Origin of the sequence: Oceanobacillus chungangensis, assembly GCF_003369565.1 — a bacterium.
In the GTDB taxonomy this organism is placed as follows: Bacteria; Bacillota; Bacilli; order Bacillales; family Amphibacillaceae; genus Oceanobacillus; species Oceanobacillus chungangensis.
Genome location: NZ_PIOD01000002.1, coordinates 75175 through 100363 on the forward strand (window position 1 = coordinate 75175; position 25189 = coordinate 100363).

The 25189-nt window shown below is 38.4% G+C and carries 18 protein-coding genes; 17 read left to right on the top strand and 1 reads right to left on the bottom strand.

What is annotated here, in order from left to right:
* Positions 1 to 72 precede the first annotated feature (72 nt).
* The 8 genes from dnaE (at position 73) to CWR45_RS01560 (ending at position 11543) form a co-directional block, all read left to right on the top strand.
* Positions 73 to 3417: a DNA polymerase III subunit alpha gene (gene dnaE, locus CWR45_RS01525; protein ID WP_115748036.1), complete on the top strand. Its 3345-nt coding sequence runs from the start codon at positions 73 to 75 to the stop codon at positions 3415 to 3417.
* 329 nt (positions 3418 to 3746) lie between these two features.
* Complete coding sequence (gene ystJ, locus CWR45_RS01530) at positions 3747 to 4976, top strand: NADP-dependent malic enzyme (protein WP_115748037.1); 1230 nt, start codon at positions 3747 to 3749, stop codon at positions 4974 to 4976.
* 32 nt (positions 4977 to 5008) lie between these two features.
* Positions 5009 to 5623, top strand: a complete 615-nt coding sequence (locus CWR45_RS01535; RefSeq protein ID WP_115748038.1) for a FadR/GntR family transcriptional regulator — start codon at positions 5009 to 5011, stop codon at positions 5621 to 5623.
* A gap of 227 nt (positions 5624 to 5850) precedes the next feature.
* Entirely contained in the window at positions 5851 to 6711 is an 861-nt protein-coding gene (accD, locus tag CWR45_RS01540) for an acetyl-CoA carboxylase, carboxyltransferase subunit beta (RefSeq protein ID WP_115748039.1), read from the top strand.
* Complete coding sequence (gene accA, locus CWR45_RS01545) at positions 6708 to 7658, top strand: acetyl-CoA carboxylase carboxyl transferase subunit alpha (RefSeq protein ID WP_115748040.1); 951 nt, start codon at positions 6708 to 6710, stop codon at positions 7656 to 7658. The genes accD and accA overlap by 4 nt, the downstream gene beginning before the upstream one ends.
* Positions 7659 to 8065: 407 nt before the next feature.
* A complete protein-coding gene (gene pfkA / locus CWR45_RS01550) occupies positions 8066 to 9025 on the top strand; it encodes a 6-phosphofructokinase (protein ID WP_115748246.1) in 960 nt (319 codons plus the stop codon).
* Positions 9026 to 9054: 29 nt separating this feature from the next.
* The gene (pyk, locus tag CWR45_RS01555) at positions 9055 to 10815 is read left to right on the top strand and encodes a pyruvate kinase (protein WP_115748041.1); all 1761 of its coding nucleotides are present in this window, start codon (positions 9055 to 9057) and stop codon (positions 10813 to 10815) included.
* A 338-nt stretch (positions 10816 to 11153) separates the two neighbouring features.
* Positions 11154 to 11543 carry an FxsA family protein gene (locus CWR45_RS01560; protein ID WP_115748042.1) on the top strand — a complete coding sequence of 130 codons (390 nt, stop codon included), beginning with the start codon at positions 11154 to 11156 and terminating at the stop codon, positions 11541 to 11543.
* Here CWR45_RS01560 and ytvI read toward each other — a convergent pair whose 3' ends face one another.
* Positions 11544 to 12656: a sporulation integral membrane protein YtvI gene (gene ytvI, locus CWR45_RS01565; RefSeq protein WP_115748043.1), complete on the bottom strand. Its 1113-nt coding sequence runs from the start codon at positions 12654 to 12656 to the stop codon at positions 11544 to 11546.
* A gap of 538 nt (positions 12657 to 13194) precedes the next feature.
* Between ytvI and citZ the strand changes: the two genes are divergently transcribed.
* The 9 genes from citZ (at position 13195) to CWR45_RS01610 (ending at position 24966) form a co-directional block, all read left to right on the top strand.
* Entirely contained in the window at positions 13195 to 14316 is a 1122-nt protein-coding gene (gene citZ, locus CWR45_RS01570) for a citrate synthase (protein WP_115748044.1), read from the top strand.
* Positions 14317 to 14455: 139 nt separating this feature from the next.
* A complete protein-coding gene (gene icd, locus CWR45_RS01575; RefSeq protein WP_115748045.1) occupies positions 14456 to 15727 on the top strand; it encodes an NADP-dependent isocitrate dehydrogenase in 1272 nt (423 codons plus the stop codon).
* Between the two features lie 32 nt (positions 15728 to 15759).
* Entirely contained in the window at positions 15760 to 16698 is a 939-nt protein-coding gene (gene mdh, locus CWR45_RS01580; protein WP_115748046.1) for a malate dehydrogenase, read from the top strand.
* 409 nt (positions 16699 to 17107) lie between these two features.
* Positions 17108 to 17803, top strand: a complete 696-nt coding sequence (locus CWR45_RS01585) for a response regulator transcription factor (RefSeq protein ID WP_115748047.1) — start codon at positions 17108 to 17110, stop codon at positions 17801 to 17803.
* A complete protein-coding gene (pnpS, locus tag CWR45_RS01590) occupies positions 17800 to 19161 on the top strand; it encodes a two-component system histidine kinase PnpS (protein WP_115748048.1) in 1362 nt (453 codons plus the stop codon). Before CWR45_RS01585 ends, pnpS begins: the two co-directional genes overlap by 4 nt.
* Before the next feature lie 518 nt (positions 19162 to 19679).
* The gene (gene polA / locus CWR45_RS01595) at positions 19680 to 22316 is read left to right on the top strand and encodes a DNA polymerase I (RefSeq protein WP_115748049.1); all 2637 of its coding nucleotides are present in this window, start codon (positions 19680 to 19682) and stop codon (positions 22314 to 22316) included.
* Between the two features lie 12 nt (positions 22317 to 22328).
* On the top strand, positions 22329 to 23156 hold the full coding sequence (gene mutM / locus CWR45_RS01600; RefSeq protein ID WP_115748050.1) for a DNA-formamidopyrimidine glycosylase: 828 nt from the start codon (positions 22329 to 22331) through the stop codon (positions 23154 to 23156).
* Positions 23157 to 23169: 13 nt separating this feature from the next.
* A complete protein-coding gene (gene coaE / locus CWR45_RS01605) occupies positions 23170 to 23769 on the top strand; it encodes a dephospho-CoA kinase (RefSeq protein WP_115748051.1) in 600 nt (199 codons plus the stop codon).
* 162 nt (positions 23770 to 23931) lie between these two features.
* Complete coding sequence (locus tag CWR45_RS01610; protein ID WP_115748052.1) at positions 23932 to 24966, top strand: glyceraldehyde-3-phosphate dehydrogenase; 1035 nt, start codon at positions 23932 to 23934, stop codon at positions 24964 to 24966.
* Positions 24967 to 25189: the final 223 nt, after the last annotated feature.

Below are 25189 nucleotides of genomic sequence, written 5' to 3' on the forward strand. Positions count from 1 at the left end.
TCTTATCACGAGAATTAATATAGGAGATTTTTTTTTATAGTCTCTTATTTAGTAGAGAAAAGGCGGGATATAATGTCATATACACATTTACGAGTTAGAAGTGGCTATAGCCTGATGGATAGTACGATTACAATTGAAAAATTAGTGAACCGTGCGAAAGAACTGCAGTTTAATGCGATTGCACTGACAGATGAGAATGTACTTTATGGTACGATTCCTTTTTATAAAGCATGTATGAAGGCCGGAATTAAGCCGATTATCGGCATGGTAACGAAGGTGATGATTGGTGATGAGGAGAATGAAATAGTTCTCCTTGCGAAAAATAATCAGGGGTATGAGGCACTTGTCAAACTTAGTACAGACTTGCAATTGGGACAGCTTCATGCAATTGATTTCTTAGATTTGCACACTTATACAGATCATTTAATATGTATTTTACCTGTTGCCGCCAATCAGACATTGGAAGGGTTGTTGCTTGACCATCCTTTCGAGCAAGCAGCGGCATATGTGGGCAGGTGGCAGGAGGCAACCTCGAATGGAGACTTTTATTTAGGTGTTCAAGCCAATGGAGATATAGAGCTGATACGTTCACTTAAAGCATTTTATGAGCAGTTTGAAATCTCTGTCGTTGCGATTAATGATGTTCGCTATTTAGATGAAAAAGATGCGATCGCATATGATTGTCTCCAGGCAATGAAGCATGGAAACCGCTGGGCGATGCAAGTATCAGATCCGCGCAACAGGCAAAAACATTTACGATCGACAGACGAGATGGAAGCAAGCTTCGGTGATTTATGGCAAGAAGTGCTTCTGGAAACAGAAAAAATAACTTCTCGCTGTCAAGTAACATTTGATTTTGACCAACGTCTATTACCCTCATTTCCTGTCCCAGATGGTTTAACCGCCAATGATTACTTAGAACAGCTTTGCAACGAAATGGTCGGAAAAAAATACGAAACAGTAACAGCTGAAGTCTCCGAACGATTAGCGTATGAGCTAGGTATTATCAAATCGATGAATTTTAGTGATTATTTCTTAATTGTTGCTGATTTTATTCACTATGCAAAAGAAAATCAAATTTTAGTCGGTCCTGGTCGTGGTTCGTCAGCGGGATCACTTGTTGCTTATGTACTAGGAATAACCGATATCGATCCGATTCATTACCAATTATTATTTGAACGATTCTTGAATCCTGAACGACAAACGATGCCAGATATTGATATTGATTTTGCCGATGAAAAGCGGGATATGGTGATTGATTATGTTCGAGAGAAATACGGAGTGGAACATGTCGCACAAATTATTACTTTCGGTACGTTTGCGACAAGGTCATTAATCCGCGAGCTGATAAAAACGATAGAAGTCGATGATCAGGAAGCGCGCTTTATTTTGAATGAGCTTCCTTCACAGACTGATAAAAAACTAACTGAAATCATTAAAGATTCTGCTGATCTTCGCGAATTTATTAAAGCATCACCAAAGCTAAAAGTATTATTTACCGTCGCGATTAAACTAGAGGGAATTCCTCGGCATATTTCGACACATGCGGCAGGGGTTGTTATTAGTGAGAACCCATTAAGTGAGCATGTGCCGCTGACGATTGGATCAAACGAAACGCGTTTAACCCAATACACGATGACTGATTTGGAATCACTCGGGTTATTGAAAATTGATTTTTTAGGCCTGCGTAATTTAACGTTGCTTGAGAAAATAATCAAATCAATCCAACACACAGCGAATAAAAGTCTTACGCTACACTCGATTCCATTAGATGATGAAGCGACATATGCACTGTTGCGCAAAGGGCAAACAAATGGAGTCTTTCAGCTTGAATCGCAAGGGATGAAAGGGGTGCTAAAGACTTTGAGGCCGACATCATATGAAGATATTGTTGCGGTTAACGCGCTCTATCGTCCAGGTCCAATGGATTTTATCCCAACTTATATTGCAAGAAAGCATCGAAAAGAACAAGTAATATATCCACACCCAGATCTTGCACCGATTTTGGAAAAGACTTATGGAGTATTGGTTTATCAGGAGCAAATTATGCAAATTGCCAATCGTATTGCAGGTTTTACTTTAGGAGAAGCGGATATATTACGACGTGCCGTAAGTAAAAAGAAGCAGGACGTAATGGCAGAACAGAAGGAAGCTTTTGTCAATGGCTGTCTGCAAAATGGTTATACGCTTCATGTTGCAGAGGAAATTTTTAGCTGGATTGTAAAATTCGCGAATTATGGGTTTCCACGAAGCCATGCTGCCGCGTATAGTAAAATTTCCTATCAATTAAGTTATTTAAAAGCAAATTATCCAGCAAACTTCTTTGCAGAGTTATTAAGTACAGCACGGAATCAACAGGATAAACTAAGTATGTACTTCAAGGAGATGAAGGAGCAGGAACTAGCGCTTTTGCCGCCATCCATCAATCACAGTTACGGAAAATACACTGTAGAGCGTCAACAAGTACGTATGGGTTTAGCCTCCATAAAAGGGGTCAGCAGTCAAACAATCAAGGAAATTATCCACGTGCGGAAGCAGGGTAAATTTAAGAATCTATTTGATTTTTGCTTGCGAATTGATTTTAAACTAGTAAACCGGCAAACAATCGAAAATCTGATTATTGCTGGTGCATTTGACGAAACATATGCCAATCGTGCAGGTCTTTTAGCTTCGCTTGATCAAGCGATGGAACAAGGCGAGCTTTTTCGGGAATTCTCAGATCAGCCAAGTTTATTTAAAAATCAAATCGAACTTGAAGTGAATTATGTGGAAATAGAGGATTTCAGTATCTTTAAAAAGCTAGCAGATGAAAAGGAATTTCTCGGGATGTATATTTCAAGTCATCCATTAAAGGAATATCGGTCACGTTTGCGAGCAAGTGGTTTTGTCACGCTCACAGATGCCGAAACCTTAGTAGGTAAAAAAAATATCAAGGCTACAGCGATTATTCAACAAATAAAGCCCATTCGTACGAAGCGCGGTGAGTCCATGGCATTTATTACGGTAGGGGATGAAACGAGCGAGATGGATGCTGTCGTTTTTCCAGATTTACACCGTGAAACGAGAAAATTTCTCGAGGAGGAATCACTCATTACGATTAAAGGGAAAATCGAATCGAGAAATAATCGGGTCCAATGGATACTTGATGAAATCAAGCCTTTTGCTGCCGAGGAATTGTTAGAGCAATCGAGTCAGCGGTTGTTTATAAAGATGAAAAGTGCAAACACGGAGGAATCTTTGGCAATAATTAAAAAGGTGGCACACCAATTTCCTGGAAGTGTTGCGATTATTATTTACCAGGAGGAAACAAAGCAAACCTACCAGCTTGCAGAGGACTACTATATTAATCCAACACGGGACGCGCTGGATAGTCTAAGAAACTATTTTGGAAAAGCAGATGTCGTCTTGCAAAAGTAGAAAAAAGATCGATACTTTACAGACTTGACGCATCTGATATAATAGAGAAGTTATAGGTGGTCTGACCACCTATTAATTGTGCATATAATTCGTCCGGTTTGTTGCTATTATATTGAAATCGCGAAACCAAAAGCCAAAAGTGTATATTTAATAATAAGACAGATAAACGCTATAATTATTGCTCGATAGTACTAGTACTAGGTCTACTTCATTATTGTTTAATACTAAAAAAATGGTACAATCGATAATATAAAATCTGTCAAACACATAGCTAAGCTGTTAATAATGCCTTAAAAAATCTACAGCTCAAGGGAGCGAATAGTAACAAAATGGTAAACTTAAGAGATGAAGCCTTACAGTTGCACAAGGGAAATCAAGGGAAGCTGGCAGTTCAGTCTAAGGTTCCTGTTCGTAATACAAAAGATTTAAGTTTAGCCTATTCACCAGGTGTTGCAGAACCGTGTATAGAAATATATGAACGGCGGGATTTGGTATATGATTACACGATGAAGGGTAACATGGTTGCAGTGGTAAGTGACGGTACCGCCGTATTAGGATTAGGAAATATTGGTCCAGAAGCTGCGTTACCTGTAATGGAAGGGAAGTCTGTTCTATTTAAAACGTTCGCTGGGGTGGATTCTTTTCCGATTTGTTTAGCAACGAATGATGTGGATGAAATTGTGCGGACCGTGAAATTAATGGAGCCTACTTTTGGTGGGATCAATTTAGAAGATATTGCTGCACCGAATTGCTTTATCATAGAGGAAAGATTAAAGAATGAAACGAATATTCCTGTGTTTCATGATGATCAGCATGGTACGGCAATTGTTACAGTTGCAGGATTAATTAATGCATTAAAGCTAGTTGGGAAGTTATTTTCCGAAATAAAAGTAGTCGCAAACGGGGCCGGAGCAGCAGGTATTGCAATCATAAAACTTTTACATAGCTTTGGTGTTAGGGACATCATTATGTGTGACTCTCGTGGCGCTATTTTTGAAGGAAGAACGTACCGAATGAACGCTGTGAAGGAAGAAGTAGCAAAGATTACGAATCGGGATAAGCTCGAAGGAAAATTGGATGCTATTGTAGCAGGTGCAGATGTATTTATCGGCGTATCTGTCGGTGGTGCACTAACGAAGGAAATGGTTGCCAAGATGAATGATGACGCGATTATTTTTGCAATGGCAAATCCGAATCCAGAAATCACACCAGCAGATGCAAAAGAAGCTGGTGTAAAGGTAATTGGTACAGGGCGTTCGGATTATCCAAACCAAGTGAATAATGTCCTCGCATTCCCAGGAATATTCCGTGGTGCACTAGATGTAAGGGCAACTAAAATTAATGAAAAAATGAAAGTAGCAGCTGCAGAAGCTATTGCCTCGCTGATTTCTGAAGCGGAGCTGCACGATGACTATGTCATTCCTGCACCATTTGATCCACGTGTTGCGCCAATCGTCGCAGCAAGTGTGGCCAAGGCGGCGATGGAAACTGGAGTTGCAAGGCTGGAAGTTGATCCCGAAATTGTAGCAGAAAGAACTCGGAAACTTACTAGTCAATAAAGAATTTATCCGTGGAAGGGTGACAACGCACTATGTCACTATTGCCGAAGCAGAAAGTATACCAAGGTGTACTAGATGAAATTCGTGGGTTTATAGAGAAAAACAAGCTAAACGCGGGGGACAAGCTTCCCTCGGAGCGTGAGCTGGCGGAGAAGCTGCAGGCTGGCAGATCGTCGATAAGGGAAGCACTGCGGGCCCTTGAATTGCTTGGTTTAATTGAAACAAAGGCCGGTGAGGGTACTTTTTTAAGTACGTATCGTCCGTTTCAAACCGTCGAACTTTTATCATCATTTATTTTGCAGGAAAGCAATACTAGAGAAGATTTGTTTTTATCGAAGCGAATTATTGAGAAGGAAGCAGCGAAACTTGCTTTCGATCGATTTACAGATCAGGATTTTGAAGAAATGTATCGGATGATCGATGATACATATGAACATCCAAATGACCGCCATGTTGCGTTTTTTAACTTTATCTTTATGAAAACGGGAAATTTATTATTAGCGCGTATATGGCACCTAATGGAGAAATTCTCACATACGATTAAACGGGATGTATATGACCCATCGTTTTATCGAGAGCTTGTAAGGTTATATACTGAACACGATTATGTATCGATTGAGAATTTATTTAGCAAACAAGAAAGTTAGCAGGCTTTCTTTCTATATGAAGATACAAAAAATTAACTCATCGACTAGTTTAGACAGTCTTTTTAATTGGGATAAGCTAGTATAATTGATATAAGAATGACGCGTATTATTTATAAAGCAGCCAATATACAACATTATTAAAACAAGCCAAATAAAATTATTAAAACGAATGAATCATTTGATCTATTCAAGAGTGAAGTCAAGATGCTCATAAAGGAGGAATTACCTTGGCTAAATTTATGTTTAGCAAGCGTAAGAAATACGCAACGATACCGAGCGAACATAGCAAGGTAGATGTTCCTGAAGGTTTAATGCAAAAATGTGATAAATGTCATAAAATATTTTATCGTAAAGAAATGAAGAAAACTTTGAATGTCTGCCCAAATTGTGGCTATCATCACCCATTAAAAGCATGGGATCGAATTGAAGATCTATTCGATGAAGGTACATTTAAAGAATGGGATAAGCAATTAACATCCGTCAACCCACTTGATTTTCCTGATTATGAAGAGAAGATTAAGAAGGACAGGCAGAAAACGGGATTGAATGAAGGAATCATTACGGGTGAAGGGCTAATTAACGGACAAGCCACTTCGGTTGCTGTTATGGACTCTTCGTTCCGTATGGGAAGTATGGGTTCTGCGATTGGAGAAAAAATTACGAGAGCCATTGAAAATGCGAGAGAGGCATCATTGCCATTCATCATTTTCACTGCATCTGGGGGGGCAAGAATGCAGGAGGGTGTCTTGAGCTTAATGCAAATGGCGAAGACTTCTGTTGCAATCAAACGCTTCAGTGACAGCGGTGGACTAATGATCTCGATTATGACCCATCCAACTACAGGTGGTGTTTCTGCAAGCTTTGCTTCTCTTGGTGATTATAATTTTGCAGAGCCTGGCGCATTGATTGGATTTGCAGGTCGTCGCATCATTGAACAGACAATTCGTGAGAAACTACCCGAAGATTTCCAAACTGCAGAATTTCAATTAAAGCACGGACAATTGGATCGAATTGTTCCGCGAGAAGAGATGAAAGACCTTCTTACAACGCTACTTGAAATGCACCAGAAGGGTAGGAATGATGCGTGAAACATATTTTAGAATTTGAAAAACCAATCATCAACTTAAAGGAAAAAATCGTCGAATTAAAGAAATTCACTTCCGAAAGTGAACTGGATTTGACTGAAGAGATTACGACACTAGAAAAGCGCTTGGCAGAGCTAGAGGAAGATGTCTATGGTAATTTAAAGCCATGGGATCGTGTACAGATGGCAAGGCATCCTGAACGCCCAACAACGATGGACTACGTGGAAGAGATTTTCACTAGCTTCATTGAATTTCATGGTGATCGTTACTTTGGTGATGATGAAGCTATCATTGCGGGTATCGCTTATTATCATGATCAACCTGTTACTGTCATTGGCCATCAGCGTGGGAAAGATACAAAGGAAAATATTCGCAGAAACTTTGGGATGCCGCATCCTGAAGGGTATAGGAAAGCTCTTCGTCATATGAAGCAGGCAGAGAAGTTCAATCGCCCGATTATTTGCTTTATCGATACGAAGGGAGCATACCCTGGTAAGGCAGCCGAAGAGCGTGGACAAAGTGAAGCAATCGCCAAAAACCTAATGGAAATGGCAGGACTCACGGTTCCGATTATTTGTATTGTAATAGGTGAAGGTGGAAGCGGTGGTGCGCTTGCACTTGGCGTAGGTGACCGTCTACACATGCTTGAGAATTCAACCTATTCTGTAATCTCTCCAGAAGGTGCTGCGGCATTACTATGGAAGGATTCCAGACAGGCAAAGCGAGCTGCAGAAACGATGAAAATTACTGCTTATGATCTGAAGGACTTGCATGTGATTGATCAGATTATTCCTGAAGCAAGAGGTGGAGCACATCGCGATGTAAAGCAGCAGGCAGAATATATTGACCTAGTAATCAAGCAATCACTAGAACAACTCTCTAGTTACACGAAAGACGAGCTATTAGAAAAACGATGGGAAAAATATAAAGTGATTGGTGAATTCGAATAAATGCAATAAGTCCTAGGGTTGATAATGCTAGCATTATCAGCCCTTTCTTGGTGGTTAAGAAAGTACTAATAAGTGTAAATAAGGCTGTAACCGAAAAGAGCTTGGCTAAGCACTAGTTATCTAACGTATCCATACGCCTTTGTTATTTTTACGTGAATTTTTGGTAAGTAAGATAAATAACGACTTGCATACTGCATAAGCAAGTCACCGAAACGCTTGGTTAAAGCTTAGTTTTCTAATAAATCATTGCTATTTTACTATTTTTTCATTATCCTTAATATAGTACAGTTACATAATTGGGTTTACGGCAAGGCTATCTCAGGCATTGATTGAAGTTCCACTTTGCGACAAATTATGGTACAGTAAGTTAGGTTCAAATAATTTTCGACTAGAGGTGAATGTAAATGATAAAGAGAATTGGTGTTCTAACAAGTGGTGGCGATGCACCTGGAATGAATGCTGCTATTCGCGCAGTTGTTAGAAAGGCTATTTATCATGACGTAGAAGTATTTGGAATAAAAAATGGATATCAAGGATTGATGGAAGGTAATATAGAACCGATGAATGTAGGTTCTGTTGGCGATATAATTCAACGTGGAGGGACTATTCTCTTCTCTGCCCGAAGTGATAAATTTAAAACAGAAGAAGGTCAAAATTTAGCTATTGAGCAATTAAATAAATATGAAATTGATGGATTAATTGTAATTGGTGGGGATGGCAGCTTCCGTGGTGCACAGAAACTGACTGCGAAGGGGTATCCATGTATTGGTGTTCCTGGAACAATTGATAATGATATCGCTGGAACAGATTTCACCATAGGTTTTGATACGGCATTAAACACAGTTATAGAAGCAATCGACAAAATTCGTGATACTGCGACATCTCATGAACGTACGTATATCATTGAAGTAATGGGAAGAGATGCAGGAGATCTTGCACTATGGGCAGGGTTATCTGGTGGAGCTGAAAGCATTATTATTCCAGAAAGAAAAGATGATTTTCACGAAGTAATTGATCGTCTGGAACGCGGGCATGAACGCGGTAAGAAGCATAGTATCATTGTTTTAGCTGAAGGCGTTGGTAGTGGGATTGAGTACGGTGAACGAATTCAAGAAGCAACTAAATTAGAAACACGTGTAACAGTTTTAGGGTACATACAGCGTGGAGGATCACCTTCTGCACAAGATCGAGTATTAGCAAGTCGTTTGGGTGCGAAAGCTGTCGAAATCTTGCTGAACGGAAAGTCTGGAAGAATGGTTGGAATTGAAAACAATGAACTTGTTGATTACGATATTAATGATATTTTGTCGAAAAAACACGAAATTGATAAAGATATGTATCAATTATCAAAAGAATTATCAATTTAGTATTGCATAACCTAAGGAGGAAGTAACAGATGAAAAACACGAAAATTGTATGTACGATTGGTCCAGCATCAGAATCTGTAGAAACTTTAGAAAAGCTAATTGAAGCAGGCATGAACGTTGCCCGACTTAATTTTTCTCACGGTGACCATGATGAACACTTAAATCGTATTAAAAATATTAGACAAGCTTCCGAGAATACTGGTAAAACAGTAGCAATTTTGTTGGATACAAAAGGTCCAGAAATTAGAACAGGCAGTTTTAAAGATGGTATAGCAGAGTTAGTTGAAGGTAACACTGTTACAATCGCAATGGAAGAAGTTGAAGGAACAGCAGATCGTTTTTCTGTAACATATGACGAGCTAATTAACGACGTACATGTTGGTTCTAAGATTTTAATCGATGACGGTTTGATTGAATTAGAAGTTATCGAGATCGACAAATCTGCAGGTAATATTGTAACAAAAGCCCTAAACACTGGTATTGTTAAAAATAAAAAAGGTGTAAACGTACCGAATGTATCTGTAAATCTTCCAGGAATTACAGATAAAGATAAGAGCGATATTATCTTCGGGATTGAAAACCAAGTTGATTTTATTGCTGCATCATTTGTACGACGTGCATCAGATGTACTTGAAATTAGAGAAGTGCTGAAGGAATATAATGGTTCTTATATCAACATTATTCCTAAAATTGAAAACCAAGAAGGTGTCGATAATATTGACACAATTTTAGAAGTCAGTGATGGTTTGATGGTTGCTCGTGGAGACCTAGGTGTTGAAATTCCAGCAGAAGATGTTCCATTAGTACAAAAAGAATTAATCAAGAAATGTAATACAGTTGGAAAACCAGTTATTACAGCAACACAAATGTTAGATTCAATGCAAAGAAACCCTCGTCCAACTAGAGCAGAAGCATCAGACGTTGCGAACGCGATTTTAGATGGTACGGATGCAATCATGCTTTCAGGTGAAACTGCTGCAGGAAATTATCCTGTCGAATCTGTACAAACAATGTACAATATTGCATTAAAAGTAGAATCCGCACTTGATCATAATGTGATCTTACAAGAACGTTCCAAAAATGTAGATATGTCAATCACAGAAGCAATTACACAATCTGTATCACATACTGCACTAAACTTAGATATAAATATGATTATTACTCCAACAGAAAGTGGTCATACTGCAAGAATGATTTCTAAATATCGTCCAAAAGCAACGATTCTTGCTGTAACATATGCAGAATCAGTAAATCGTCAGCTTTCATTAGTATGGGGTGTTCATGCTGTTATGGGCAAACAAGCACAATCTACAGATGAAATGCTGGATATTGCAGTTGACTTAGGACTAAACACAGATCTTTGCAACCGTGGAGATCGTGTAATTATCACTGCTGGTGTTCCAGTTGGTGCAAGTGGTACAACTAACTTGCTTAAAGTACATGTTATTGGTGATGTACTTACAACAGGACAAGGTATTGGCAGACGTACAGCATACGGTAAAGCAGTATTTGCTAAAAATGCTAAGGAAGCAATTGAGAAGGTTAAAGATGGCGACATTCTCGTTACAAACGGAACAGATCGCGATATGATGGAAGCAATCGAAAAAGCTGGAGGAGTTATTACACAAGAAGGTGGATTAACTTCACATGCAGCTGTAGTAGGATTAAGCCTAGGTATTCCAGTAATTGTTGGTGTTGAGGATGTATTTGAAACATTAACAGACGGCCAAGCAATCACAATTGATGGAAGAAAAGGCGATATTTATAAAGGTCACGCGAGCGTTCTTTAATCGCCATATGTTAAAATATAATAGTTAATAGAAATAGAAATCGGCTAATCAGCCGGTTTCTATTTTCATATCTCTAAAAAGTAGGCCGAAGCGACGATTAACGGTCATGTGAGAGTGAAATCCAGTTCTATCTTAATAGAGGGTTAATTTACTTTTATCATTCGCACGACCCCTGTGTAGAAAATACACGAAGACTCCTGCGGGAGGAAGGCTCACCAGCCCCCGCGGAAAGCGAAGTGTATTTTCGGAGCGAACGGCGAGAGAGCAATTGCTTCTGAGTTGTATAAAAGCAACAAACAGTACAAAATAAGCCTATAGATTAGAAAGGAAGATGCTTTATGCGTTGGTTGATACTTGCTTTACTCCTCATACCAGCTGCTGAAATTGGAGTATTCATTTGGCTTGGAAGCATGATTGGACCATGGTGGGTCGTCTTCTTCATACTCTTCACAGGTATTGCTGGAGTAGCAATTGCCAAAAGACAAGGAACCGATACATGGAATAGGGCAAGGTTGATGATAAGCCAGGGACAGCCACCTGGTGAAGCTATGATTGATGGAATCTGTATTTTTATTGGCTCGATTCTTTTATTTTCTCCTGGCTTTATTTCAGATATTCTAGGTATTGTCCTAGTGCTACCATTTACACGACGCCCAATCAAATGGTGGGTCTATCACTTTCTCAAGCGTAAAATAGAAAATGGGACAATCATTCATCGCAAATGGTAATCATGTAGAGCCTTTTATAAACGCACCAATCGAATGAAACACTCCTGCATGATAAAAGGCATGCAGAACAATAAGAAGGAGCGGTGCTACCAGAAATCCACCAATTCCCCAAAACTGAAGTGCGAGAAAATACCCTAGCAATGCGACAAGTGGATGGATCCCCATATTAGAGGACAATACTTTTGGTTCGATTAATTGGCGTAAAACGATTGTCACCATGTAGATGATCGTAATGCCAATTGTCAGCGAATAATTTGCAGTAAGAAATAAATAAAGCATCCAGGGGATAAAGATCATCCCCGTTCCGATAAATGGAATAATGTCAACGAATGCAGCTAATAGAGCAATCGTTACAGCATGCTCCACCCTTAAGATAAGTAATCCAATCAGGATTAAAGCTGATGTAGTTATAACTAAAATTAACTGTGCTTTTATAAATCCGAGTAAAGATCCTTTTAAATGTGAAAGAATCTTTTTTGTAGATGTGTTTGCTACTTGAGGCAGTATTGTTTTCAACCCCTGTTTAAGTCGCTCCCAGTCATTTGTAATGAGAAAAGTTGCCAAAATAGTAAAAATAAACACCGTAATGGAATCTGGTACGAAGGAAAGCAGTCTAGGAATGCTTGAAAATAAGTTCTGCAGCAGTTCTGCACCAGATGTAGCAAATTCTACTGTCAGCTTATTTACGTTTTGCTCAATTGTTTGTTGCTGTGAATGACCTAATGTTTGGAATAGGGAGAGAACCTTTTCGTAGATGGGAACAATTGACTGATTAAATAATGCTTCGATATATAATAGAAATGCTTGAAAATATGCAGGAAGTTTCTCCGCTAAAAAGGCTGTTCCTTGATAGATTTCGATGATAATAAAGTATATAGTCCCGAATAAAAACAGAAAGATAAATATAATTGTAATGAAAGTTGCAAAAGCTCTAGGCATTGGAATAATCGATTCAATAAAATGGACGATCGGATGAAGCAGGGACGCTAACAGTACTGCAATAAATAGTGGGTATAGATAAATAAAAGTATATTTTATTATAAAGTAACCACATATCATAATGGCAATGACGATAATGAGGCGTAATAGCTGCATTAACAAAGGCTTGTACATAAAAGAAAATCCTCTCTACAAAAAGATGCTTGTACTATTCTACATATGCTAATAGAAAAGAAATTAGCACGTATTCTGAGAGAGAATTTAAATTTCTATTTATAATTTTATATAAATTAAACGGTTTCAATTCACTTTACATTCATAATACTTTATAATTAGATTTGGGGAGACGGTATTTGTTTCTATTTGTTTGCTAGCCATATAAGTTTTTAACTATCATAAGTTCATAGTCTGGCTAGGCAACTGGGGAATAAATATTGTTAAATCGTATTCCATTAAGGTGAGTGTTCAAAAGGAGGATAAAAAGGGCCGAGAAGATTGAGGCAGCGTAGCTCCCTGCAAAGGGCTTTCACAGGAAGTGGTGACTTATACTTTGTCTACAGGACGTAGACGGTTTTAGTAGAAGTTCCCTGAATGTCTTAGCGTGAGTAGTGGAAAAGCAAGCTAGCGAAGAGATTCAATGTGTCGTTTTAACCATACTTTTTGAACAACCTCTGAAACCGAATACAATATTGAATAGAGGAGAGGGTTTGTTATGACAACATCAACTAGAGGACTAGAAGGGGTTGTAGCAGCCGAGTCATCCATAAGTTCTATTATTGATGATCAACTCACATATGTTGGTTATAGAATTGATGATTTAGCTAATAATTCTAGTTTTGAAGAAGTAGTTTTTCTATTGTGGAATAAGAAACTACCGAATCAAACAGAATTAGATGCGATGAAAGCAGAACTCGCTGCTAATATGGAAGTACCTGATGCGATTATCGATCATTTACGTTCTTATGACTTAACAACAGTGCATCCAATGGGAGCATTACGTACTGCAATCTCATTGCTTGGTTTGTATGATGACGAAGCAGATGTGATGGAGGAAGCAGCTAATAAGCGAAAAGCGATTCGCGTCCAAGCGAAGATTGCAACAATTGTTGCAGCTTTCTCGAGAATACGTAAGGGATTAGATCCAGTGAAGCCACAGAAGGATCTTAGCTATGCAGAAAACTTCCTATACATGCTGAATAATGAGAAGCCGAAAGATATTGAAAGAGAAGCAATTAATAAAGCGCTCGTGCTACACGCGGACCATGAATTAAATGCATCGACATTTACAGCAAGGGTTTGTGTTGCAACATTAGCCGATATTTATTCTGGAATAACAGCAGCTATCGGAGCATTAAAAGGACCACTTCATGGTGGGGCAAATGAAGCAGTTATGAAAATGTTCACAGAGATCGGTGAAGAAGAAGAAGCAATTCCATATATTAAGAAAAAATTAGACAATAAAGAGAAGATTATGGGCATGGGTCACCGTGTTTATCGTAATGGTGATCCGCGTGCGAAGCATTTGAAAGAAATGTCACGTAAATTGACAAAGCTAAATGGACGAGAAAAATGGTATAATATGTCTATAGAAATTGAGGGATATATTAAGCAGCATAAAGGATTACCTGCGAATGTTGATTTCTATAGTGCATCTGTTTATGATGCATTAGGGATTGACCATGATTTATTTACGCCAATCTTTGCGATTAGCCGAACGTCCGGCTGGTGTGCACATATTCTTGAACAATATGAAAATAACCGTCTAATCCGTCCAAGAGCAGAATATGTTGGACCAACGACAAAGGAATATGTAACAATTAAAGATAGAGATTAAGAGATTCATTGATAGGAAGTGCTTTTAGGCTTAGGACCGTAAATAATAGTCTAAAGCGATAATAAGTGAGTAGTGGGCCTGTGAATAGCAACAATCAGTAGCTATTCCTCCCTTAATTATATTAGGAGGTATGAATAAAATGACACAAGGTGAAAAAATTACAGTAGAAAATGGCAATCTAAATGTACCAAACAACCCAATAATTCCTTTTATTGAAGGAGATGGAACAGGTCCAGATATTTGGGCATCTGCACAGCGCGTAATCGAAGCTGCAGTGGAAAAAGCATATAATGGTACAAAGAAAATCGAATGGCTAGAAGTATATGCAGGCCAAAAAGCTTTTGATAAAACAGGCGAATGGCTGCCTCAAGATACACTTGATAAAATTAACGAATATAAAATAGCAATTAAAGGTCCATTAACAACACCAATTGGGGGAGGAATCCGCTCGCTTAACGTTGCATTACGCCAAGAATTAGACCTATTCACATGCTTACGTCCTGTTCGTTACTTTGAAGGTGTACCGTCACCAGTAAAACGTCCAGAAGATGTTGATATGGTTATTTTCCGTGAGAATACAGAAGACATCTATGCAGGAATTGAATGGCAAAAAGGCTCAGATGAAGTGAAGAAAGTCATTGATTTTCTTCAAAAAGAAATGAATGTAAGTAATATTCGTTTCCCAGAGACTTCAGGTATTGGAGTTAAGCCAGTATCAGAAGAAGGAACTAAGCGTTTGGTTCGCTCTGCAATCACATATGCAATAACAGAAGGCCGTAAGAGTGTTACTTTAGTACATAAAGGTAACATCATGAAATTTACAGAAGGTGCATTTAAGCAATGGGGATATGAAGTAGCGGAAGAAGAATTCGCAGATAAAGTCTTCACGTGGGCTGAATATGATCGCATCGTTGAGCAAGACGGAAAAGATGCAGCGAACAAAGCTCAAGATGATGCATTAGCAGCAGGTAAGATTCTTATTAAAGATTCGATTGCTGATATTTTCCTACAACAAATTTTAACTCGTCCAAATGAGTTTGACGTTGTAGCTACGATGAACTTAAATGGAGATTATATTTCTGACGCATTAGCAGCACAGGTTGGTGGAATTGGTATCGCTCCGGGAGCAAACATCAATTATGATACTGGACATGCTATTTTTGAAGCAACACATGGTACTGCACCAAAATACGCTGGACTTGATAAAGTAAATCCATCATCTGTTATTTTATCAGCTGTTCTTATGCTTGATCATTTAGGATGGAGAGAAGCAGGGAAATTAATTACAGATTCAATGGATAAAACAATTGCAACAAAAGTCGTCACTTACGACTTCGCACGTCTAATGGACGGTGCAACGGAAGTGAAATGCTCTGAATTCGGTTCAGAATTAATTAAGAATATGAACTAAACATAGGAGCTAGATAAGAGGGGATAATGATCATGGGAGTAAATCGTAAGAAGATTTCTGTAATCGGCTCTGGATTTACTGGAGCAACAACCGCATTTCTAATAGCACAAAAAGAATTAGGCGATGTTGTCTTAGTCGATATCCCGAATATGGAAAACCCAACAAAGGGTAAGGCGCTCGATATGGCAGAATCAGCACCTGTCCAGGGGTTTGACGCAAAAGTAATTGGAACATCAAGCTACGAAGATACTAAGGATTCCGATATAGTCATCGTTACTGCGGGCATTGCACGTAAGCCAGGCATGAGCCGAGATGATTTAGTAAATACAAATGCAAAAATCATGAAAGCAGTAGCGAGTGATGTCGTCAAGTACTCACCAAATACGACGATTATTGTTCTGACAAATCCAGTCGATGCAATGACCTATACAGTATTCAAGGAATCGGGACTACCAAAGGAACGTGTTATCGGTCAATCAGGTGTACTTGATACCGCACGTTTTCGTAGCTTTATTGCGGAAGAGTTGAACATCTCTGTCAAAGATATTACCGGATTTGTATTAGGTGGGCATGGCGACGAAATGGTACCATTGATTCGCTATTCCTATGCAGGCGGAATCCCATTAGAGACACTGATTTCTAAAGAGCGCTTAGATGAAATTGTTGCACGAACACGAACAGGCGGCGGCGAAATCGTCAACCTACTAGGAAACGGTAGTGCGTATTATGCGCCAGCAGCCTCACTAGTGGTAATGACAGAAGCAATACTCAAAAATCAACGCCGAGTGCTCCCATCTATTGCTTATTTAGAAGGGGAATATGGATATACTGATATTTATCTTGGTGTACCAACCATACTTGGTGAAAAGGGAATTGAGAAGATTATCGAACTCGACTTAACAGCAGAGGAAAAAGCAGCACTTGATAAGTCCGCAGCATCTGTTAAAAGTGTGCTTAACATACTGCAATAAAGAGAACCCGCTCCAATTCTGATTGGAGCGGGTTTTAATTATCGGACAAAAAATATAGCTTTTATGATATTTCGAGCCTCTTTGCTCGATTATTTGTATGTGAGCTCCAACTTGTTTCTGGCGCGCTCCACTTCTCAACTAATAGCTCCATCCAAGTTTACAACTGCTCACTATTCATAAAATATAATTCAATTTACCAATTAATGTGTAAATTTTTATTTACAATATCTTATTATTAATATAATACGCTTGATTCATGGTAAGATGGGGAAGAGTAATAGATTTTGTGTTTTTGTACTATGATAGTAAAAATACTTTATTACTACAGAAGTGAAACTAAGGCTGTTACCAAAAGCTGTGGTTATACCTTAGTTGACTAAGAAAGAGTATATTATAGGGGGTTTCTTACTTGAGTCAGAAAATATTAATCGTAGATGATGAAAAACCAATTGTTACACTTTTGAATTATAATGTCGAAAAGGCTGGTTTTTCAACAGACATAGCATATGATGGCTTAGAAGCAATCCAAAAGGCAGAGAATAATGAGTATGATTTAATTATTCTTGATTTGATGCTTCCTGAGATGGATGGAATGGAAGTTTGCAAGCATTTAAGAAATAATCGAAATGAGACACCAATCTTAATGCTGACTGCGAAGGATGATGAGTTCGATAAAGTTCTTGGCCTGGAACTAGGTGCTGATGATTATTTAACGAAACCATTTAGTCCTAAAGAGGTTGTTGCGAGGGTTAAGGCAATTTTACGCAGAACGAAAAAATCGACACAAACGAGTTTTAATAAATTAAAGGTTGGCGATTTAACGATTTTCCCGGAAAGATATGAAGCAGAGGTTAATTCCAATGTGATTACATTTACGAGAAAAGAATTTGAGTTATTATTTTACTTAGCGAATAATAAGGGGAAGGTAATTTCTAGAGACCAATTGCTTAGCGGAGTATGGGATTATGATTTTGTTGGCGATACACGGATTGTTGACGTGCATATTAGCCATTTGCGCGATAAAATCGAACCTAATTCAAAGAAACCTATCTACATCAAAACGGTTCGCGGACTTGGCTATAAATTAGAGGATCCTAACCAATGAGTAATTTGTTTCAAAAGCCACTGTTCACATATGTAGTTATGTTGTTCTTCATTGTGCTTGGTACTGGTGTTTTACTCATTCCCTTTACGGATAACTACCTTGCATTAGCAATCGTATTGACTATTGAGTATATTATTTTTTTAAACATGATATCGTACTTTTCGCGGATTTTAATTAAGCCAGTTGAAAAGGCAATCGATACGATGGAAGAGATTCAAAAGGGGAACTATGGCGTAAGATTACAAAATGGCCCGACAATGGTTGGAACATTAAATACAAAAATAAATGGACTTGCCAGTCACTTGAACCAGCTTGCAACGAAGAAGAATTTACGATTAGAGCAACTGAATACACTAGTGAATAATACCGAAAGCAGTTTAATCCTGATTGATGAAAGAGGATTTATTCAGCTTATTAATACAAAATTTATCAATATGTTTGGCGGAAAAGCAGAGAATTATCTTTCTCAGCTATATTACGATGTATTAGAAAATGAGGCATGTATTAAAGCAGTGCAAAAGGCTTTTGTATCGGAGAATAGTATTAAGGAATCCTTTACCCATTACATAGGAATCAAAAAATTATATTACGAAATATCTGGTATCCCGATTTTCAATGATCAAAATAATTTAAAGGGTGCCGTGCTCGTCATACGAGATATAACGGATTTAAAAAAATTAGAATCGATGCGCAAGGATTTCGTTGCGAATGTGTCTCATGAACTGAGAACACCGATTACATCGATGAAGGGCTTTGCTGAGACGTTGCTTGATGGTGGTATGAGCAATGAGGAAACAACACGGGAGTTTCTAAGGATTATCTATAATGAAAGTCATCGGATGCAGCTATTAATCGAAGATCTGCTTACACTATCAAGGCTTGAAAATGAGAATTTCCGTCTCGTATTGAATACGATAAATGTAAAGGATATTACACAAGATATCATCCCGACCTTTATGTATCATGCTGAAGCGAAAAAACTCACCTTACATGTGGACATAGAAGAAAATGTTGTGTTTAAAGCGGATAAAGAGCGCGTAAAACAAATTTTTATTAATCTTATAGATAATGCAATTAATTATACGCCAGAGAACGGACATATTTATTTGAAAGTTGAAAAGCAGGAAGAATATGTGCATATCAATGTGTCAGATACAGGGATAGGGATCGATAAAGAAAAAATTCCGAGAATTTTTGAACGCTTTTACCGTGTTGATAAAGCTAGGAGTAGAAACACCGGTGGAACAGGACTTGGACTTGCAATAATAAAGCATATTGTCGAGGTTCATGAAGGAGAAATTGAAATTGAAAGTGAAGTAAATAAAGGGACAAGCATGCATGTATACTTGCCGCTTTAATAATGAATAAAGAGCATCCTCTAAATTTATGAGGATGTTTCTTTATTAGCGGAGGCTATTTTCTTATTGTAGTTATCTCGATTAAAGAACTATGAAAAGTTAACTATGTTTATTTCAGTTAATAACAGTTGAGTCCTTTGGGCACTGCTTCAGGTTACTGTTACAATCAACTACATAAGATAGGAATTGCCATTTCATCTTTATAGAAAGATAGAAGAACAATAGCAATTGCTCATTTCCGGCGGAAGAAATACACGAAGACTCCTCGAAAATAAAGGACAATTTGTCTGATTGCGATGCAATGCTGCCAAAGCCTTCCTTGTCCTGCGGGAAGAAGAGCCTAGATGGGAATACGAAGTGCGACAGCACGAGTAGGCTCACCTGCTCCCCGCAGAAAGCGAAGTGTATTTCTGAAGCGACTGGCCCTAAAATTAACCCTACATTACTAAAATTTTTCTTTTCATAGGCGACAATGATAAAATAGCTTTAATGATAATTTTTTTGGAGGAATTGAATTTATGACGAATAAATTAGTTTTAATGGACGGAAACAGTTTAATCTATCGCGCTTTTTTTGCTTTACCGCTTTTAAATAATGATAAAGGGGTATACACGAATGCTGTTTACGGATTTACTACGATGCTGCTGCGAATGCTAGAGGAAGAAAAGCCTACACATTTGCTGGTAGCATTCGATGCGGGGAAAACAACATTTCGTCATTCAACTTATAAGGAATATAAAGGCGGCAGACAGAAGACACCGTCAGAGTTATCGGAGCAGTTTCCAATTTTAAAGGAAGTGCTTGATGCATTTGGAATTAAGCATTATCAGCTCGATCAATATGAAGCGGATGATATTATTGGTACCCTTTCAAAACAAGCAAGGGATAATGGCTTTGACGTAACGGTTATCTCTGGTGATAAGGATATGCTGCAGCTCGTCGATGATACTGTTACAGTCAGTGTAACGAAAAAAGGAATTAGTGAGGTTGAAAAATATACACCAGCCTATATGCTGGAAAAAATGGAATTAACGCCAGAACAAATCATTGATTTAAAAGCATTAATGGGCGATAGCTCCGATAATATTCCAGGTGTTCCAGGTGTTGGTGAAAAAACAGCGACTAAACTATTAAAGCAGTACGAAACATTAGAAGAAGTATATGCACATCTGGACGAGGTTAGTGGTAAGAAGCTGAAGGAAAATCTTGAAACCTATAGAGATGATGCATTTATGAGTAAGGAGCTCGTGACGATTAATTGTGAATCGCCAATAGAGGTAACGGTTGATGATGCAAATTATTCAGAGTACAAACCGAATCAGATTAGCGGGATTTTTAAAGAATTAGGCTTCCAATCGCTGCTAAATAAAATGGCTGGTGCAGATGGTGTGGAAGAAACAACAGTTAGTTTAGATGAAATCGACTATACAATTGTTGAAGAAATCAGTGGCGATATGTTTACTGGTAAAGAAGCAGTTGTAATTGAGATGCTCGGTGAGAACTACCATCAAGCAGCGATTGAGGGTTTTGGTATTGTAAATGAAAAGGCAGCTTACTTTATACCGACAGAGCTTGCGATAAAGTCGGACATCTTTAAAGAATGGGCCGAGAACGAGAGCAAGAAGAAATATGTTTTCGATGCGAAGAAAACTCTTGTCGCTTTATTACGATATGACATCCATATTAAAGGAATTAGATTTGATATGCTGCTTGCATCTTACTTGTTAAATCCATCAGAAAATAATCATGATATCCCAGCAATATCAACTAGAATGGGTAAAACAATGGCGCAATCTGATGAAGAGATTTACGGTAAGGGGGCGAAGCAGAAGGTTCCAGAAGAAGCGGTATTAGCCGAGCATATTGCAAGGAAGACGCATGCACTCTTTGCCATGCAGCCAGAAATGGAAGAATTGCTTGAAGAGAATGAACAAGCAGATTTATTACTTGATTTGGAAATGCCACTCGCACTTATTTTAGGCGAAATGGAGTCTCAAGGTGTCTTAGTAGATAAAAGTCGACTCGAAGAAATGGGAGTAGATTTAAAAGGAAGATTAGCAAATCTTGAAAAGGAAATTTACGAGTTAGCTGGGGAAGAATTTAATTTAAATTCACCGAAACAGCTCGGGCCAATCCTATTTGAGAAATTAGAACTACCAGTAATTAAGAAAACGAAAACTGGCTATTCTACTGCTGCAGATGTACTTGAACAACTAGAAACCGAGCATGAAATCATTCCGAAGATTTTATTATATCGTCAATTAGGGAAGCTGCAATCCACCTATATCGAAGGACTTTTAAAGGTAGTAAATAAGGACACAAGTAAAATTCATACACGCTATAATCAAGCATTGACACAAACAGGGAGACTCAGTTCGATTGATCCGAATCTGCAAAACATCCCGATTCGCTTGGAAGAGGGCAGGAAGATCCGTCGTGCATTTGTACCATCAGAGAAAGATTGGATTATGTTTGCAGCCGATTATTCGCAAATTGAATTACGTGTGCTTGCCCATATTGCGAAGGATGAGAAATTAATTGCTGCATTTAAGAGTGATCTCGACATTCATACACAAACGGCGATGGAAGTCTTTCATGTAGAAAAAGACGAAGTAACATCGAATATGCGACGCCAAGCAAAGGCCGTTAACTTTGGAATTGTGTATGGAATAAGTGATTATGGCCTTTCCCAAAACCTGGGGATTACACGAAAAGAAGCAAAAAACTTTATTGATCGCTATTTTGATATCTATCCTGATGTGAAGCAATATATGGAAGATATCGTCCAGGAAGCGAAGCAGCATGGCTATGTGAAAACAATTATGAATCGCCGTCGCTACCTGCCAGATATTACGAGCAGAAACTTTAATTTAAGAAGCTTTGCAGAACGGACCGCAATGAATACGCCAATCCAAGGCAGTGCAGCAGATATTATTAAAAAAGCCATGATTGACTTGGATGCGAAACTAAAAGAAGAGAAGCTGCAAGCACGGATGCTCCTTCAAGTACATGATGAATTGATTTTAGAAGCACCTAAAGAAGAAATTGAGAAATTAAAAGAAATAGTCCCAGCTATGATGGAAAATACCGTTGAATTAATTGTCCCACTCAAGGTCGATTATTCTTACGGAGATAGCTGGTTTGATGCAAAATAAGGGGAATGAAGAATGCCAGAATTACCAGAAGTAGAAACAATTAAAAGCACATTAAAAACGCTAGTACTAGGTAAAACAATTGAAAATATAACCGTAAACTGGTCAAAGATTATTAAAGAGCCAGATGATATTGCCTTATTTAAACAGCTTTTAATTGGCGAAACGATTCGTGATATGACAAGAAGAGGAAAGTTCCTCCTCTTTCATTTCGATCATTATGTCCTTGTATCTCATTTACGGATGGAAGGGAAGTATAGTGTAAACGCTAAGGATGAGCCAGTGAAAAAGCATACCCATGTTATCTTTTCTTTTACAGATGGAGAAGAATTACGATATAACGATGTTCGGAAATTTGGAACGATGCATGTTTTCCCTAAAGGAGAAGAATTGCTTCATGATCCATTGAAGAAATTAGGTCCAGAACCGTTTGATGCGGCTTTTACGTTTGAATACTTTTCAGAGAGGCTTAGAAAAACCGAAAGAGTGATCAAGCAAGTACTGCTCGATCAAACAATCGTTACTGGCCTTGGCAATATTTACGTTGATGAAACGCTTTTTAAAGCGGGGGTTCATCCATTAAAACCTGCGAGTCAATTATCGGACAATGAAGTGAAACAAATTCAGGCTGCAGCAATCAAGACTCTAAGCGATGCGGTTAAGCAAGGTGGAACAACCATTCGATCCTATGTGAATGGAAATGGTGAGATGGGAATGTTCCAGCAAGAATTATTCGTATATGGACAAGAAGGAACTGCATGCAAGTATTGTGGTGACGAAATTGTCAAATCAAAGGTTGGCGGACGCGGAACCCATATTTGTCCAACATGCCAGAAACAATAAGAGGTGAATGAAATTGACGCTCGTGATTGGCTTAACAGGCAGCATTGCTAGTGGGAAAAGCACTGTCTCCCTTATGTTCGATGACTTCAAGATTCCAGTCATCGATGCTGATAAAGTCGCAAGGGACGTAGTAGAACCGAGTAAACCGGCATATAAAGGAATTGTAGCGGAATTTGGCGAAGCAATTTTGAGAGAAGACCAAACTTTGGACAGGAAGAGGCTAGGTTCGATTATCTTTTCCGATGACGAAAAGCGGTTGACGTTAAATAGCATCGTTCATCCAGAGGTTAGAAAAAAGATGATAGCCGAGCGGGATGCGCTAATTGCTGAAGGCGAACGCTGTATTGTACTCGATATACCGTTATTATTCGAGAGCAATTTAACGGCGTTAGTAGATAAGACAATTGTTGTCTATGTCGATGAACATGTTCAATTACAACGTCTAATGGAGAGAGATGGCCTAGAGGAGCAAGAGTCAAAGCAACGAATCGCTTCCCAGTTTCCAGTAAAAGAAAAAGCAAAGCTGGCCAATGCAATTATTAATAATAACGGCAGTAAACAAGAATCGTATGAACAGCTGGAAAAAATATTAACCGATTGGCAAATAAACTAAAAGAAGGGCTCAATTTTGGAGCCCTTCTTTTTTTCGCTAGAAAAGAGAAGATAATACCTTAATTTATAAAAAACATTAAAATAAGTAACATTATTATTTAAATATGTTATACTAATTGTGATAATATAGTTTTGAGTATAACATATTGGGGGTTCGATCGAAATGGTGAAGACACGCGTTGCGATTAATGGATTTGGCAGAATCGGCAGAATGGTTTTTCGTCAAGCGATGAACGAGCAACAATTAGAAATAGTTGCAATTAATGCAAGTTATCCACCTGAGACACTCGCACATTTAATTAAATATGACAGCATCCATGGTGTTTATAGCGAAGAAGTGAAAGCACTTCATGATGCAGTTGAAATCAATGGGCAAATCGTGGAAATCGTCAATTCACGTGAACCAAGCTTGCTGCCATGGGAACGACTTAATGTTGATATTGTAATTGAGGCAACAGGTAAATTTATAACGAAGGAAAGTGCTGGACTACATATCCAAGCAGGAGCAAAGAAAGTAGTCATTACAGCACCTGGGAAAGAAGTCGACAATACGATTGTAATGGGCGTAAATGAACATACGTATGATCCAGAAGCAGATGATGTTATTTCTAATGCATCATGTACGACGAATTGCTTAGCACCAGTAGTGAAGGTGCTTGATGAGCATTTTTCCATTATTAATGGATTGATGACAACCGTACACGCCTTCACAAATGATCAGAAAAATTTAGATAATCCACATAAGGACTTACGCCGTGCTCGTAGCTGTACCCAATCGATTATCCCAACGTCAACGGGAGCAGCAAAAGCATTAGGACAAGTGCTGCCTCATTTAAATGGTAAATTACATGGTCTATCATTACGAGTACCGACCCCAAATGTTTCCTTAGTCGACCTCGTCGTCGATGTGGAAGCTACTGTGACCGTCGAAGAAGTAAATGCAGCTTTTAAGCAAGCTGAAAGCGAGGAATTACAAGGCATCATTCATTTTAGTGACGAACCACTTGTTTCGATTGACTATACGACAACCGAACATTCAGCAACGATTGATGGGCTCTCTACGATTGTGATGGAGGGCAATAAGATTAAAGTGTTAGCTTGGTATGATAATGAATGGGGCTACTCCAGACGTGTCCTCGATTTAGCAAATCATATCGGGAGTTATATTACTAAAAAAGAAACCGCGACAATTTACTAAACGAAAGCCACCTAAATTTAGGTGGCTTTTTCTTTGATTGAGATATTTTCAATGATATTTTTTTAATTAATAGATGGATAGTAATGATTATTTAATTAAGTATATATTAGGTGCAAAGGTGATTGAAGTATAGGTACATTGTACGCCTTAATGCAATTCTGTTAGCTTCTTTTTTAAGAAGCTTCTTAATACTACTGCGAACAATAACTATAACTATGAGAGA